Raw genomic sequence first — 14,778 nt, forward strand, 5'->3', positions numbered from 1 at the left:
ACGGCACGTTCGTGCGGGAGGCACCGGAGAATTTCAGTGTCCACTGAGCGGTCGCCTGCTTGATCGGCTTCGGGAGCGGCACGGGCTGCGACTGTGCCGCAGATGCCGGCACTTGCGATACCACTGTCGCGACCATGAGCGTCCCGAGGACACTCGCGATGGCACGACGTGACATTGCTCTGGACATGTTGCACTCCTCGCGAAATCGAGAGGGTTTCCGAATCGGCGGTGATGTCGAATTCGTTGACTACCACCGCTCGTTGTTCGAAGCATGGACCTTCCTGGGGATCCCCCCGGACCCAGTCCGGGGGAGGGTCAGTAGCCCCGCTGGCTCGCGTAGAAGACCAGCCGGTACTTTCCGATCTGCACCTCGTCACCGTTGTGCAGGGCGACCTGGTCGATCCGCTCACGGTTGACGTATGTGCCGTTCAGACTGCCGACGTCGGCGACCGTGAACGAGCCGTCCTGGCCGCGGCAGAACTCCACGTGACGGCGCGACACGGTCACGTCGTCCAGGAAGATGTCGCTCTGCGGGTGGCGGCCGGCCGTGGTCAGGTCGCTGTCCAGCAGGAAGCGACTACCCGCGTTCGGGCCGCGGCGCACGACCAGGAGCGCCGAGCCGAGCGGGAGCGCGTCGACGGCGGCCTGCGCCTCGGGAGAGAGCGCGGGCAGCTGGGTCTGGCCGGTGACCTCGGAGTCGTAGGCCTCCAGGCCGGAAATGGAGATCGTCGAGGTCGTCTCGGACGGACGCTCGGCGACCGCGCCGGCCCGCAGCGGCGCACCGCAATTCGAGCAGAAGCGGCTGTTCTCCGCGTTGCGGTTACCGCACCTCGTACACACCAGGGCCGACATCGACGGATCCTCCTGCCGCGGCTGCCCCGCCGGGGCATTGGACGCATATGGGTCGGAGCCAAACCCTCCACCCGCACCTGAGGTTGACGGTTCCCCGAAACCTATGCGGCCGGACTGGGCAGGGTCAACAGACGGCGCGCCCTGACCTCCGGAAATATCACCGCCCGGACCAGCGACCTGGTCCCGGAACAGCGGGCGCTCACCGCCCTGACCCTCAGCTTCCGAAGGCTGCACGCGATGGCGGGAGGTCGCGTGGTCGCTACCCTCTCGCGCGCTCTTGCCGAACAACTTCGCAAACAACTTCACGGGCGATTCCCCTTGACCGAAACAGACCCGCCCGTGGGGCAGGACGAACCCTGACTGAACTCACTGGCCGAGCCGGACATCCTCACAACGTCCGTTTCCACCAGACAGTTTCCACCACGCACCACCCATTCGGTGCGCCGACCCCCCGCAACCTCATGCCCTCGCCGGACGGTCCCCATGCACCTGCGGTTCACTGGGAGGACGACCGAGCGTAGTCAGGCTGCTTCGCAGCCCGCAAGGCGTCCACGACGATCTTGTCCACCCGCTCCACGGTCACGGTGGCCTGCTCCTTCTCCAGTGTCTGCACCACGCCTCCCGGGATGTTCAGTGCGGGCTCAAGGTCCTGCGGATTGCCGATGACCTTGAAACGAAAGGGCTGGGTGATCTTGTTCCCGTCGACGCTGATTCCGTCGCCTGAATCGGTCAGGTAGGTACTGGCGACGACGCGTACGCCGTTCACCTGGATCGCCTCCGCGCCTGCCGCGCGCAGCTCCTGGATCGCGTCGAGCAACATGTCAGCCTCGACCGTTCCCTTCGTGTCGTTGATCGTCAGCGTGATGCCGGACCCCTGCGCGGCCACCGTGCCCGCCAGAATGCCGAGTTGTCTCTCCTTCTCGACCGTCTGCTTGCGTGCCTCCTCGGCCTGGTCCGAGCTGTTCTCCAACTCGGTGCGCTGATCTTCGAGCCCCTGCTTCTCCTCCTCCAGACGCTGCGTACGGTCATCCAGTTCATCGAGGATGCGTACGAGATCTTCCTGACGTGCCCCGCGCAGCGCGCTGTCGTCGTTGTTGGAAGCCACCTGGACGGCCAGACCGAAGCCGAGGCCGAACAGCAGGACGGCGACGATGAGTTGGGCGCGCGTGAAGCGCGGCGGCCACAGCCCCTGGGCCAGCCGCTGCCGTCCGGTGAGGCTGCTCTTGGTCTCCGGCGCGGCCTCGGAGGGTTCCTCGGCGGCTGCGGAAGGCACCTCCGCGGGGAGTTCCCGGCGCAGCCGGGTCGTCGGGGTGTCGTCCTCTCCTCCGCCCTGCCACTGGCGCGGCCTCAGCGTCTCGTCCCGCTCGTTCATCGGCCTCACGCCCGGAAGACGTGCCGGCGGATCGCCGCGGCGTTGGAGAAGATCCGGATGCCGAGAACGACCACGACACCCGTGGACAGCTGGGCGCCGACGCCCAGCTTGTCGCCCAGGAACACGATCAGGGCGGCCACGACCACGTTCGACAGGAACGACACCACGAAGACCTTGTCGTCGAAGATGCCGTCCAGCATCGCGCGCAGACCACCGAACACGGCGTCGAGGGCCGCCACGACGGCGATGGGGAGATACGGCTCGACCACCGCCGGCACCTCGGGCCGGACCAGCAGTCCGGCCACCACTCCCAGGACGAGGCCCAGTACGGCGATCACGATGTGTCCTTCTCTGTGCTCGGTTCTGCTGTACGTACGATCACACTCGGCGCGGCCGGCACCGTGATGTCGTCCTCGGTGGAGATGGCCGTCCGGATGCCGAAGTTCTCCTGCAGCGCGTGCAGGTACAGCCCGTCGGGACTGTTCTGGAACCTGGTGCCAAGCCGCTGCCCGTCCCCCACCGCGAAGACGGTGTAGGGCGGTGCGAGCGGCTTGTTGTCGACCAGTATCGCGTCGCCCGCGGCCCGGATCGCCGACAGCGCGGTGAGCCGCTGCCCGTTGATCGAGACGGCCTCGGCGCCCGACTGCCACAGCCCGTTGACGACCCGCTGCATGTCCCGGTCGCGCACCCGCCCGGTGTCGGAGAACCCGGACGTCTCGCGCGCGTCACCGTTACCACCCTGGGTGGCGTCCTTGGCATCGTTGACGACGAGCTTCACCCCGGGGCCGTGTACTTCGACGGCGCCCGACAGGATGCCCACCAGGTCGCCCTGGTCGCTGCCGCCGTCCTTGAGGGCCTCCCGCTGCCGTGCGCTCACGTCGTCACGGAGTCCGTCGACGGTCTTCTCCAACTTGTCCGCGGCGGCGGTCTCCTGCTGGATGCGGTCGATGAGCTCCTCGCGCTCCTTGGCGACCACGGGAGCGCTTATGCGCGCCTGCGCCGCACCGACCGTCACCACGAGCGCTGCGAGCACCAGGCCGGCCGCGAGCCCCAGCTTCGCCCGCACCGTCTTGGGCATGCCCTCGGCACCCGCGGCCTTCTTGCGGGCGGCAGCCTCGGCGTATCCGTCGTCGAGGCTGTGGTCCATGACGTTGGTGAGCAGCGACATGGAGGCGTCCGGACGCGACGGGCGCGTGGGTGTGCTCCGAACGGGGGGCTGCTGCGGCATGCCGCACATCGTCGCACGTCGCGACCGCTACCTCCGAATGGCCCCACCGGCGTGCCGGACAGGCCCCCTCGGGAGCACTTGTCCGGCACGCACGCGTGGGGGATGTTTCAGCGTCCGGCGCTGTCCACGACGGCCGACCACTCGTCGAGCAGTGCCTGCGCCGAGGCGTCGTCGGGCCCCTCGGCCCACAGATGTGTGACGGCCTCGGCCGGGTCCGGGAGGACCATCACCCACCGGCCGTCGGTCTCCACGACCCGCACACCGTCGGTGGTGTCGACAAAGCGATCCCCAGCCGCCTCCACGACCCGGCGCATCACCAGCCCCTTGACGGCCCACGGAGTCGCGAGGTCCCGCTTGAGGACGTGCGCCCGCGGAATCCGCGCGTCGATCTGGCTGAGCGTGAGCTGCGTCCGCGCCACCAACCCGATGAGCCGTACGAAGGCAGCCGTCCCGTCGAAGACGCTGCTGAACTCCGGCACGATGAACCCACCGCGCCCGTCGCCACCGAAGATGGTTGTCTCGTCCCTGCCGACCCGCGTCAGGTCGTCCGGCGATGTGGTCGTCCACTCGACCTGTGTGCCGTGGTACGCCGCGACCTGCTCGCCGATCCGCGTGGTGGTCACCGGCAGCGCCACCCGCCCGCTCCGCCGCTCCGCGGCCACCAGATCGAGCATGACCAGCAGGGCCCGGTCGTCCTCGACGATCCGCCCCTTCTCGTCGACGAGCGACAGCCGTTCACCGACGGGGTCGAACCGCACACCGAACGCGGCCCGCGACGACGCCACGATCTCGCCGAGGCGCACCAGCCCCCTCCGCCGCATGTCGGCCGTTTCGGTCGGCCTCGACTCGTCGAGACCGGGGTTGATGGTCAGCGAATCGACACCCAGCTTGCCGAGCAGACTCGGCAGCACAAGCCCCGCGCTGCCGTTGGAAGCGTCCACCACGACCTTGAGCCCCGACTCGGCGATCCCGGTCGTGTCGACGTTCCGCAGCAATGACCCGGTGTACGAGTCGAACACACTGGCCGGAAAATGCAGGTCCCCGATCTCCCCCGGGAACGCACGCCGATATTCCTGCCGCGCGAACACCCGGTCCAGCTTCCGCTGACCGGCCTGCGAGAGATCCGCACCCTGCCCGTCGAAGAACATGATGTCGACGGAGTCCGGAACACCGGGCGTGGTCCGGATCATGATCCCGCCGGCACTGCCCCGCGCGGTCTGCTGCCGAGCCACCGGCAGCGGTACGTTCTCAAGATCCCGTACGTCGATGGCGCTGGCCTGGAGCGCCGAAATGACCGCCCGCTTCAGGGCACGAGCACCTCGGGAGTGGTCACGGGCCGTGGTGACCGTGGAGCCCTTCTTGAGGGTCGTCGCATACGCCCCCGCCAGCCGCACGGCCAGCTCCGGGGTGATCTCCACGTTCAGGATCCCGGACACACCGCGGGCGCCGAAAAGATGTGCCTGTCCCCGGGACTCCCAGATCACCGAGGTGTTGACGAAGGCTCCGGCCTCGATCGTCTTGAAGGGATAGACACGCACGTTCCCCTGGATGATCGATTCTTCGCCGACGAGGCACTCGTCACCGATCACTGCGCCGTCCTCGATCCGCGCGGCCCGCATGATGTCGGTATTCTTTCCGACCACGCAGCCACGCAGATTGCTGTGCTGCCCGATGTAGACGTTGTCGTGAACAACGGCCTTGTGCAGAAAGGCACCGCTCTTCACGACGACATTCGAGCCCACGACGGTGTGCTCACGGATTTCGACGCCGGCTTCGACCTTGGCGTAGTCCCCGATGTACAGCGGCCCACGCAGCACCGCATCCGGATGCACCTCGGCCCCTTCGGCGATCCACACACCGGGCGAGAGCTCGAACCCGTCGATCTCGACGTCGACCTTGCCCTCCAGGACATCGGCCTGGGCCTTCACATAGCTCTCGTGTGTACCGACGTCCTCCCAGTAGCCCTCGGCGACATAGCCGTAAATCGGCTTGCCCTCCTTCATGAGCTGTGGGAAGACATCGCCGGACCAGTCGACGGGAACATCTGCCTCGACATAGTCGAAGACTTCGGGCTCCATCACATAGATGCCCGTGTTCACGGTGTCCGAGAAGACCTGCCCCCATGTCGGCTTCTCCAGGAACCGCTCGACCTTGCCTTCTTCATCCACGATCGTGATACCGAATTCCAGCGGATTCGGCACCCGTGTCAGACAGACAGTGACCAGCGCACCCTTTTCCTTGTGGAAATTGATGAGCTCGGTGAGGTCGAAGTCGGTCAGGGCATCACCGGAGATGACGAGGAAAGCGTCGTCCTTCAGTGCTTCCTCGGCGTTCTTCACGCTCCCGGCAGTACCGAGTGGCTTCTCCTCATTGGCATAGGTGAGCTCCATCCCGAGCTCCTCACCGTCACCGAAGTAGTTCTTGACAAGTGACGCCAGGAACTGAACAGTCACGACGGTCTCGTTGAGCCCATGCCTTTTGAGCAGCCGCAGTACGTGCTCCATGATCGGGCGGTTCGCCACAGGCAGGAGCGGCTTGGGCATACTCGAGGTCATGGGGCGAAGACGTGTGCCTTCGCCTCCGGCCATCACGACGGCCTTCATGTCGGAAGCGTCCTCCTTGAAGAGACGACGGTCTAGCCGACTTCACCCGTCCAGATTGTCCCGCACTTTTCCGACGCGGGCCATCGAGCCACTACGGCCGCCCATCGGGCGGGCTCAATCGGCCATGGCGTCCACCCTGACAAGTCGGCGGACCTGAACCACGTAGAGGATTCCTGCCCACCAGTACAGCGTTGTACCCCATCCGGCGAACGCCCATCCGAAAATAGCAGCGAGTGACGAGATCCATCCACTTCCGTCACTGAGCAACAGCAACGGGAAGGCGTACATCAAGTTGAAGGTGGCTGCCTTCCCAAGGAAGTTCACCTGCGGCGGCGGATAGCCGTGCCGCCTGAGGATGCCCACCATCACCAGCAGAACCAGCTCCCGCAAGAGCAGTACAGCGGTCAACCAAATTGGCAGAATCTCGCGCCAGGTGAGTCCTACCAAAGTCGACAGAATGTAGAGCCGGTCGGCCGCGGGATCGAGGAGCCGGCCAAGGCTGCTGATCTGGTTCCAGCGCCTGGCCAACTTGCCGTCCAGATAGTCACTGACGCCGCTCAGAGCAAGCACCAGGAGCGCCCAGCCGTCGACCTTGGGGCCGCCGAACTCGGGCCAGAGAATCAGCCACAGGAAGACGGGCACGCCAACGAGCCGCGCCATGCTGAGGATGTTCGGGATGGTGAGGACCCGGTCCGTCTGGACCCGTGTCTCCTGGACCTCCAACCGGGGGCCTCCTGTGCGAAATGAGCCAACGATGCTCCCTGACCCTACCTCAACGCAAAAAAGCTCTGGCTCTTGGGCTTCGTACCCAAGAGCCAGAGCTGTAAAAGAAGTTCGGCGGCGTCCTACTCTCCCACAGGGTCCCCCCTGCAGTACCATCGGCGCTGTAAGGCTTAGCTTCCGGGTTCGGAATGTAACCGGGCGTTTCCCTCACGCTATGACCACCGAAACACTATGAAACTGTCAACACCCGCACCGCCACCACCCGGGCAACGGGGTCGTTCGTGGTTTCAGAACCAACACAGTGGACGCGAGCAACTGAGGACAAGCCCTCGGCCTATTAGTACCGGTCACCTCCACACGTTACCGTGCTTCCAGATCCGGCCTATCAACCCAGTCGTCTACTGGGAGCCTTACCCCATCAAGTGGGTGGGAGTCCTCATCTCGAAGCAGGCTTCCCGCTTAGATGCTTTCAGCGGTTATCCCTCCCGAACGTAGCCAACCAGCCATGCCCTTGGCAGAACAACTGGCACACCAGAGGTTCGTCCGTCCCGGTCCTCTCGTACTAGGGACAGCCCTTCTCAAGACTCCTACGCGCACAGCGGATAGGGACCGAACTGTCTCACGACGTTCTAAACCCAGCTCGCGTACCGCTTTAATGGGCGAACAGCCCAACCCTTGGGACCGACTCCAGCCCCAGGATGCGACGAGCCGACATCGAGGTGCCAAACCATCCCGTCGATATGGACTCTTGGGGAAGATCAGCCTGTTATCCCCGGGGTACCTTTTATCCGTTGAGCGACGGCGCTTCCACAAGCCACCGCCGGATCACTAGTCCCGACTTTCGTCCCTGCTCGACCCGTCGGTCTCACAGTCAAGCTCCCTTGTGCACTTACACTCACCACCTGATTGCCAACCAGGCTGAGGGAACCTTTGGGCGCCTCCGTTACCCTTTGGGAGGCAACCGCCCCAGTTAAACTACCCATCAGACACTGTCCCCGATCCGGATCACGGACCCGGGTTAGACATCCAGCACGACCAGACTGGTATTTCAACGACGACTCCCACCGAACTGGCGTCCGATGCTCACAGTCTCCCAGCTATCCTACACAAGCCGAACCGAACACCAATATCAAACTGTAGTAAAGGTCCCGGGGTCTTTCCGTCCTGCTGCGCGAAACGAGCATCTTTACTCGTAGTGCAATTTCACCGGGCCTATGGTTGAGACAGTCGAGAAGTCGTTACGCCATTCGTGCAGGTCGGAACTTACCCGACAAGGAATTTCGCTACCTTAGGATGGTTATAGTTACCACCGCCGTTTACTGGCGCTTAAGTTCTCAGCTTCGCCACCCCGAAGAATGACTAACCGGTCCCCTTAACGTTCCAGCACCGGGCAGGCGTCAGTCCGTATACATCGCCTTACGGCTTCGCACGGACCTGTGTTTTTAGTAAACAGTCGCTTCTCGCTGGTCTCTGCGGCCACCCCCAGCTCAGGATGTAAAACCCATCACCGGGTGTGGCCCCCCTTCTCCCGAAGTTACGGGGGCATTTTGCCGAGTTCCTTAACCATAGTTCACCCGAACGCCTCGGTATTCTCTACCAGACCACCTGAGTCGGTTTAGGGTACGGGCCGCCATGAAACTCGCTAGAGGCTTTTCTCGACAGCATAGGATCATCCACTTCACCACAATCGGCTCGGCATCAGGTCTCAGCCACACGCACGACGGATTTACCTATCGCACGGCCTACACCCTTACCCCGGGACAACCACCGCCCGGGATGGACTACCTTCCTGCGTCACCCCATCACTCACCTACTAACCGCTTGGACCGGCGGCTCCACCACTCCCCTCAACTCCGAAGAGATCAGGGCGGCTTCACGGCCTTAGCATCACGATGCTCGATGTTTGACGCTTCACAGCGGGTACCGGAATATCAACCGGTTATCCATCGACTACGCCTGTCGGCCTCGCCTTAGGTCCCGACTTACCCTGGGCAGATCAGCTTGACCCAGGAACCCTTGGTCAATCGGCGCAAACGTTTCTCACGTTTGTATCGCTACTCATGCCTGCATTCTCACTCGTCAACCGTCCACAACTACCTTCCGGTGCTGCTTCACCCGGCAGACGACGCTCCCCTACCCATCCCAGCAGGCGTTGGCCCTCACACTGGAATGACACGACTTCGGCGGTACGCTTGAGCCCCGCTACATTGTCGGCGCGGAATCACTAGACCAGTGAGCTATTACGCACTCTTTCAAGGGTGGCTGCTTCTAAGCCAACCTCCTGGTTGTCTCTGCGACTCCACATCCTTTCCCACTTAGCGTACGCTTAGGGGCCTTAGTCGATGCTCTGGGCTGTTTCCCTCTCGACCATGGAGCTTATCCCCCACAGTCTCACTGCCGCGCTCTCACTTACCGGCATTCGGAGTTTGGCTAAGGTCAGTAACCCGGTAGGGCCCATCGCCTATCCAGTGCTCTACCTCCGGCAAGAAACACACGACGCTGCACCTAAATGCATTTCGGGGAGAACCAGCTATCACGGAGTTTGATTGGCCTTTCACCCCTAACCACAGGTCATCCCCCAGGTTTTCAACCCTGGTGGGTTCGGTCCTCCACGAAGTCTTACCTCCGCTTCAACCTGCCCATGGCTAGATCACTCCGCTTCGGGTCTTGAGCGCGCTACTACACCGCCCTGTTCGGACTCGCTTTCGCTACGGCTACCCCACCCGGGTTAACCTCGCAACACACCGCAAACTCGCAGGCTCATTCTTCAAAAGGCACGCAGTCACGAGATGAAAGCAAGCTTCCATCCGACGCTCCCACGGCTTGTAGGCACACGGTTTCAGGTACTATTTCACTCCCCTCCCGGGGTACTTTTCACCATTCCCTCACGGTACTATCCGCTATCGGTCACCAGGGAATATTTAGGCTTAGCGGGTGGTCCCGCCAGATTCACACGGGATTTCTCGGGCCCCGTGCTACTTGGGTGTCTCTCCAACGAGCCGTACAGATTTCAGCTACGGGGGTCTTACCCTCTACGCCGGACCTTTCGCATGTCCTTCGCCTATCCATACGGTTTCTGACTCGTCCCACGGCCGGCAGACCGTGAAAAAGAGATCCCACAACCCCCACGACGCAACCCCTGCCGGGTCTCACACGCCATAGGTTTGGCCTCATCCAGTTTCGCTCGCCACTACTCCCGGAATCACGGTTGTTTTCTCTTCCTGCGGGTACTGAGATGTTTCACTTCCCCGCGTTCCCTCCACTTGCCCTATGTGTTCAGGCAAGGGTGACAGCCCATGACGACTGCCGGGTTTCCCCATTCGGACACCCCCGGATCAAAGCCTGGTTGACGACTCCCCGGGGCCTATCGCGGCCTCCCACGTCCTTCATCGGTTCCTGGTGCCAAGGCATCCACCGTGCGCCCTTAAAAACTTGGCCACAGATGCTCGCGTCCACTGTGCAGTTCTCAAACAACGACCAACCACCCGTCACACACCACATCACGCGGTGCTACACCGGGGCCGGCATCGTGAAGGGCAAGCAACGCTCGCACCCTCAGACACCCAACAGCGTGCCCGGCACGACCAGCCGACCAGATCAGCGTTCCACGCCCCCAGCAGGGGCAGTACTAGCGCCTGGTCCGTCCCGACCGTGCCGAATAATCAACGTTCCACCCATGAGCAACCAGCATCAGACGTTCGCTGATGTCCTGGCCTCTGACCAGGCCCCCGAAGGGATCCTGGTGAGAAGTGCTCCTTAGAAAGGAGGTGATCCAGCCGCACCTTCCGGTACGGCTACCTTGTTACGACTTCGTCCCAATCGCCAGTCCCACCTTCGACAGCTCCCTCCCGCAAGGGGTTGGGCCACCGGCTTCGGGTGTTACCGACTTTCGTGACGTGACGGGCGGTGTGTACAAGGCCCGGGAACGTATTCACCGCAGCACTGCTGATCTGCGATTACTAGCAACTCCGACTTCATGGGGTCGAGTTGCAGACCCCAATCCGAACTGAGACAGGCTTTTTGAGATTCGCTCCGCCTCACGGCTTCGCAGCTCATTGTACCTGCCATTGTAGCACGTGTGCAGCCCAAGACATAAGGGGCATGATGACTTGACGTCGTCCCCACCTTCCTCCGAGTTGACCCCGGCAGTCTCCTGTGAGTCCCCACCACCCCGAAGGGCGTGCTGGCAACACAGAACAAGGGTTGCGCTCGTTGCGGGACTTAACCCAACATCTCACGACACGAGCTGACGACAGCCATGCACCACCTGTACACCGACCACAAGGGGGACCCTGTCTCCAGGGTTTTCCGGCGTATGTCAAGCCTTGGTAAGGTTCTTCGCGTTGCGTCGAATTAAGCCACATGCTCCGCTGCTTGTGCGGGCCCCCGTCAATTCCTTTGAGTTTTAGCCTTGCGGCCGTACTCCCCAGGCGGGGAACTTAATGCGTTAGCTGCGGCACCGACGACGTGGAATGTCGCCAACACCTAGTTCCCACCGTTTACGGCGTGGACTACCAGGGTATCTAATCCTGTTCGCTCCCCACGCTTTCGCTCCTCAGCGTCAGTAATGGCCCAGAGATCCGCCTTCGCCACCGGTGTTCCTCCTGATATCTGCGCATTTCACCGCTACACCAGGAATTCCGATCTCCCCTACCACACTCCAGTCTGCCCGTATCGAATGCAGACCCGGGGTTAAGCCCCGGGCTTTCACATCCGACGCGACAGACCGCCTACGAGCTCTTTACGCCCAATAATTCCGGACAACGCTCGCGCCCTACGTATTACCGCGGCTGCTGGCACGTAGTTAGCCGGCGCTTCTTCTGCAGGTACCGTCACTTGCGCTTCTTCCCTGCTGAAAGAGGTTTACAACCCGAAGGCCGTCATCCCTCACGCGGCGTCGCTGCATCAGGCTTGCGCCCATTGTGCAATATTCCCCACTGCTGCCTCCCGTAGGAGTCTGGGCCGTGTCTCAGTCCCAGTGTGGCCGGTCGCCCTCTCAGGCCGGCTACCCGTCGTCGCCTTGGTGAGCCGTTACCTCACCAACAAGCTGATAGGCCGCGGGCTCATCCTTCACCGCCGGAGCTTTCCACGCACATCGGATGCCCGAGCGCGTCGTATCCGGTATTAGACCCCGTTTCCAGGGCTTGTCCCAGAGTGAAGGGCAGATTGCCCACGTGTTACTCACCCGTTCGCCACTAATCCCCACCGAAGCGGTTCATCGTTCGACTTGCATGTGTTAAGCACGCCGCCAGCGTTCGTCCTGAGCCAGGATCAAACTCTCCGTGAATGTGTACCGGTAATCCGGTGCGCACACACGAGAGCGGAACCACCGGAGGAATGATCCGATGGTTCACAGCGTCCTCGCTGTGTTTGTTTCAAAGGAACCTCGACCACCGGAAATGTTTCCGGCAGACGGGGTATCAACATATCTGGCGTTGATTTTTGGCACGCTGTTGAGTTCTCAAGGAACGGACGCTTCCTTCGTACTCACCCGAGCCGTTTCTCTCGGGCTTTCCTCCGGGCGCTTCCCTTTGGTCTTGCGTTTCCGACTCTATCAGTGTTTTTCCGTCTCTCTGACCACGCCCCTGCGGACACGCAGAAGTGGACCCGAGATAAGGTCTGACAAGTTGGATGCTGCTGAAGCAGGGCGCTCAGTTGTGGTCCTCCGCCTCAAGCAGGAGTACGACTGTACAGCGGGCTCCGGAGCGCTGCAAATCGATTCGGCGGGGCTCGGCGGCCGTCAACCCGTACGTCTCATGCGGAACCGGCAGTTCATATGACATACGCTGCTACGCAGTGCGCCGTCTGAGGACAGACAGTGGCGGCCCATATGAATCCCCACCTCTGGGAGGCTTCCCATGACCACCGTGACGTCCCCTCTTGCAGGGCGTGCCATCGGGCTGGCCGCCGTGCCGGACCCCGTCTTCTCGGGAGCGATGGTGGGCCCCGGGACCGCGATCGACCCTGTGCGTGAGGCGTCGGAGGCCGTTTCCCCCGTGGACGGAGTCATCGTCTCTCTGCACGCGCACGCTTTCGTCGTGGTCGACGAGGAGGGGCACGGGGTACTGACGCACCTCGGTATCGACACCGTGCAGTTGAACGGTGAGGGGTTCGAGCTGCTCGTCAACAAGGGGGACACCGTGAAGCGCGGTCAGGCCGTGGTGCGATGGGACCCCGTTGCCGTCGAGGCGGCGGGCAAGTCCCCTGTCTGCCCCGTCGTGGCACTCGAAGCCACCGCGGACTCTCTCTCAGATCTCCGCCAAGACGGCGATGTGAAGGCCGGCGACACGCTTTTTGGCTGGCAGTGATTTTGGCTGGCAGTGACGTCAGGGCCGTCCCGGACGGCAAGTTCCACAACCACCGCGGCGGCGGGATCCGCCGCACTATCGGAGACGGGTGAGATGGAGACAACGCTGCGAGGCGTCGGTGTGAGCCATGGTGTGGCGATCGGCGAGGTTCGGCACATGGGAACGGCGGTGCTGGAGCCGCCGGCCAAGCAGATCCCGGCGGAGGACGCGGAGCGCGAGCAGGGGCGTGCCCGCAAGGCCGTGGACGCTGTGGCGGCCGATCTGACAGCGCGCGGCAATCTGGCCGGCGGCGAGGCGCAGGCGGTGCTGGAGGCCCAGGCCCTGATGGCCCAGGACCCCGAGCTGATGGCGGATGTGGAGCGCCGTATCGCCGTGGGGAGCACGGCGGAGCGTGCGGTCTACGACGCCTTCGCCGCATACCGCGCACTGCTGGCGGGAGCCGGCGAGTACCTCGCGGGTCGCGTGGCCGACCTGGACGATGTGCGGAATCGTATCGTCGCCCGGCTGCTCGGGGTTCCGATGCCGGGTGTGCCGGACAGCGACGAGCCGTACGTTCTCATCGCTCGGGATCTGGCACCTGCGGACACGGCGTTGCTCGACCCCACGCTGGTTCTCGGTTTCGTGACCGAGGAGGGCGGGCCGACCAGCCACAGCGCGATCCTGGCGCGGGCGCTCGGGGTGCCGGCGGTGGTGGCTCTGCCGGGGGCCGGGGAACTCGCCGAGGGCACGGTGATCGCCGTGGACGGCAGCACTGGTGAGATCTTCGTGAATCCCAGTGCGGAGAAGAAGGCGGAACTGGAAGCTGCCGCGGCGGAGCGGAAGGCGGCGCTGGCCGCGTCCAGTGGGCCGGGTGCCACCTCGGACGGGCACAAGGTGCCGCTGCTGGCCAATGTGGGTGGTCCGTCCGACGTGCCGGCGGCGGTGGAGGCCGGGGCCGAAGGTGTCGGCCTGTTCCGTACCGAGTTCCTCTTCCTGGACGACAGCAAAAAGGCACCGTCCGAGGAGAAGCAGGTCGAGGCGTACCGGCAGGTGCTGGAGGCCTTCCCCGAGGGGCGTGTGGTCGTGCGGGTGCTCGACGCCGGTGCCGACAAGCCGCTGGACTTCCTGACTCCGGCCGACGAGCCGAACCCCGCGCTCGGTGTGCGCGGGCTGCGAACGCTTCTCGACCACCCCGAGGTGCTGCGCACCCAGCTGACGGCTCTCGCGAAGGCTGCGGAGGGGCTGCCGGTCTATCTCGAGGTCATGGCGCCCATGGTGGCGGACCGTACGGACGCGAAGGCGTTCGCCGACGCGTGTCGTGAGGCGGGGCTGCGGGCCAAGTTCGGGGCCATGGTGGAGATCCCGTCGGCGGCGCTGCGGGCGCGGTCGATCCTGCAGGAGGTCGAGTTCCTGTCGCTGGGGACCAACGACCTCGCGCAGTACACGTTCGCGGCCGACCGGCAGGTGGGCGCGGTCTCGCGGCTGCAGGACCCGTGGCAGCCCGCGCTGCTCGACCTGGTCGCGCTGTCCGCCGAGGCGGCGAAGGCCGAGGGCAAGAGCTGTGGTGTGTGTGGTGAGGCGGCGTCGGATCCGCTGCTCGCGTGTGTGCTGACCGGTTTGGGTGTCACCTCCCTGTCCATGGGTGCGGCGTCGATTCCGTATGTGCGGGCGGCACTGGCGAAGTACACGCTGGCGCAGTGCGAGCGCGCCGCG

The 14,778-nt window shown here is 63.8% G+C and carries 8 protein-coding genes and 3 rRNA genes; 2 read left to right on the forward strand and 9 right to left on the reverse strand.

The annotated features are described in order from the left end of the window. Positions 1–315 precede the first annotated feature (315 nt). The 9 genes from STRIP9103_RS53325 to STRIP9103_RS44360 all read right to left on the reverse strand — a co-directional run bounded on the left by STRIP9103_RS53325 (position 316) and on the right by STRIP9103_RS44360 (position 12,065). Entirely contained in the window at positions 316–852 is a 537-nt protein-coding gene (locus STRIP9103_RS53325) for an FHA domain-containing protein (protein WP_009343207.1), read from the reverse strand. Positions 853–1,348: 496 nt separating this feature from the next. After that, complete coding sequence (locus STRIP9103_RS44325; protein ID WP_009343195.1) at positions 1,349–2,224, reverse strand: DUF881 domain-containing protein; 876 nt, start codon at positions 2,222–2,224, stop codon at positions 1,349–1,351. A 5-nt stretch (positions 2,225–2,229) separates the two neighbouring features. Beyond that, on the reverse strand, positions 2,230–2,562 hold the full coding sequence (locus STRIP9103_RS44330; protein ID WP_009343209.1) for a small basic family protein: 333 nt from the start codon (positions 2,560–2,562) through the stop codon (positions 2,230–2,232). Further along, positions 2,559–3,461 (reverse strand): DUF881 domain-containing protein, encoded by a 903-nt coding sequence (locus STRIP9103_RS44335; protein WP_078614274.1) that lies wholly within the window; start codon positions 3,459–3,461, stop codon positions 2,559–2,561. The genes STRIP9103_RS44330 and STRIP9103_RS44335 overlap by 4 nt, the downstream gene beginning before the upstream one ends. 98 nt (positions 3,462–3,559) lie before the next feature. Beyond that, positions 3,560–6,055 carry a mannose-1-phosphate guanyltransferase gene (locus STRIP9103_RS44340; protein ID WP_009343199.1) on the reverse strand — a complete coding sequence of 832 codons (2,496 nt, stop codon included), beginning with the start codon at positions 6,053–6,055 and terminating at the stop codon, positions 3,560–3,562. Between the two features lie 114 nt (positions 6,056–6,169). Beyond that, positions 6,170–6,778, reverse strand: a complete 609-nt coding sequence (locus STRIP9103_RS44345; RefSeq protein WP_009343196.1) for a CDP-alcohol phosphatidyltransferase family protein — start codon at positions 6,776–6,778, stop codon at positions 6,170–6,172. Between the two features lie 109 nt (positions 6,779–6,887). Beyond that, a 5S ribosomal RNA gene (gene rrf, locus STRIP9103_RS44350) occupies positions 6,888–7,004 on the reverse strand. Positions 7,005–7,095: 91 nt separating this feature from the next. Further along, positions 7,096–10,216: ribosomal RNA gene (locus STRIP9103_RS44355) — 23S ribosomal RNA — on the reverse strand. A 322-nt stretch (positions 10,217–10,538) separates the two neighbouring features. Continuing rightward, positions 10,539–12,065: ribosomal RNA gene (locus tag STRIP9103_RS44360) — 16S ribosomal RNA — on the reverse strand. The 16S, 23S and 5S rRNA genes sit together here, the layout of an rRNA operon. A gap of 571 nt (positions 12,066–12,636) precedes the next feature. Here STRIP9103_RS44360 and STRIP9103_RS44365 point away from each other — a divergent pair. Then, entirely contained in the window at positions 12,637–13,086 is a 450-nt protein-coding gene (locus tag STRIP9103_RS44365; RefSeq protein ID WP_009343200.1) for a PTS sugar transporter subunit IIA, read from the forward strand. Positions 13,087–13,179: 93 nt separating this feature from the next. Beyond that, on the forward strand, positions 13,180–14,778 hold a 1,599-nt coding region (gene ptsP / locus STRIP9103_RS44370), incomplete at its 3' end, for a phosphoenolpyruvate--protein phosphotransferase (RefSeq protein WP_048822300.1).

The organism is Streptomyces ipomoeae 91-03 (genome assembly GCF_000317595.1).
GTDB classification, from domain to species: Bacteria; Actinomycetota; Actinomycetes; order Streptomycetales; family Streptomycetaceae; genus Streptomyces; species Streptomyces ipomoeae.

Bases quoted from the DNA above. Each gene is read 5' to 3' on its own strand.
- STRIP9103_RS53325 (WP_009343207.1), bottom strand. From the start codon at position 852: ATGTCGGCCCTGGTGTGTACGAGGTGCGGTAACCGCAACGCGGAGAAC.
- STRIP9103_RS44325 (WP_009343195.1), bottom strand. From the start codon at position 2,224: ATGAACGAGCGGGACGAGACGCTGAGGCCGCGCCAGTGGCAGGGCGGA.
- STRIP9103_RS44335 (WP_078614274.1), bottom strand. From the start codon at position 3,461: ATGTGCGGCATGCCGCAGCAGCCCCCCGTTCGGAGCACACCCACGCGC.
- STRIP9103_RS44340 (WP_009343199.1), bottom strand. From the start codon at position 6,055: ATGAAGGCCGTCGTGATGGCCGGAGGCGAAGGCACACGTCTTCGCCCC.
- STRIP9103_RS44365 (WP_009343200.1), top strand. From the start codon at position 12,637: ATGACCACCGTGACGTCCCCTCTTGCAGGGCGTGCCATCGGGCTGGCC.